General features: G+C 44.7%; 1 protein-coding gene and 1 pseudogene. One reads left to right on the top strand and one right to left on the bottom strand.

The genetic code is table 11. From position 1 onward, the window contains the following. A pseudogene (locus GMD3S_RS0209485) lies at positions 1–285 on the top strand (adenylosuccinate lyase); the annotation flags it as partial. 54 nt (positions 286–339) lie between these two features. On the opposite strand, the gene GMD3S_RS10500 reads toward GMD3S_RS0209485, so the two are convergent. Beyond that, positions 340–973 (bottom strand): G5 domain-containing protein (locus GMD3S_RS10500; RefSeq protein WP_033587338.1); only part of this gene is annotated, 634 nt, incomplete at its 5' end.

The following is a 973-nucleotide window of genomic DNA, read 5'->3' as shown; positions in this document are numbered from 1 at the left end:
GAAAACATGATCCGCAACATGAACTCAACTTTCGGTCTTATCTTTAGCCAACGTGCGATGTTGACCTTGATTGAAAAAGGCATGACGCGTGAACAAGCCTATGACTTGGTGCAACCAAAAACAGCTTACTCTTGGGACAACCAAGTAGACTTTAAACCACTTTTGGAAGCCGATCCAGAAGTAACCTCACGTCTGACTCAAGAAGAAATCGACGAAATCTTCAACCCTGCATACTACACTAAACGAGTAGAGGATATCTTTGAACGTATCGGACTTGGTGACTAATCATAACAAAAAGCGAGATTCAATCTCGCTTTTTTGTATTCTCTTAGAAGAATCTTAGTCTTCTTTTCTCTTAGTCAGTCCGTAGGCTGCTAGAGTCGCCATGAGTCCTGCTGCGACCAAACCTGCAGAGTTTTGACTTCCTGTTGCAGGGAGTTGTTTTTCATCTGCTTTGGCAGTAGTTGGTGCAGTTTGCTCAGCTTTCTCAGCGGCAGTGCCGACTTCAACAACTTGAGTGACTGCTTCCTGTGTTACCACGCTATTGACAAGCGTTCTTTCTTCTTTTCCATCAGCACTAGTGCTCACAGAGTAGAAGGCAGTACGGTGGCCGTTAGCTCCTTTAGTAACAACTTGCGTTTGTCCTTTTGGCAATTGAGGATTTTCACGTGTCACAGTAGTGAATGGAATTTCTTCCTCTTGGATATCCAGTCTTGGTTTTGTTTCTGCGGTTGGAGCAAGACCGTGTTCGTCCCCTACATGGGTTACAAGAGTTCCGACTTCAATAACTTGGGTCACTGCTTCTTGGGTCACAAGGCTATCTACAAGAGTTTTCACTTCCTTACCGTCAGCACTAGTGCTCACAGAGTAGTAATGACTGCGACGACCGTTAGCGCCTTTAGTAACGACTTGAGTCTTCCCTTTGAGTAAGAGTGGATTTTCACGTGTCACAGTAGTGAACGGAATCTCTTCT

It is taken from the genome of Streptococcus sp. GMD3S (assembly GCF_000298695.2).
Lineage (GTDB): Bacteria > Bacillota > Bacilli > Lactobacillales > Streptococcaceae > Streptococcus.
The sequence above is the reverse complement of the archived record's forward strand: the minus strand, read 5'-3'. Positions and strand labels throughout refer to the sequence as shown.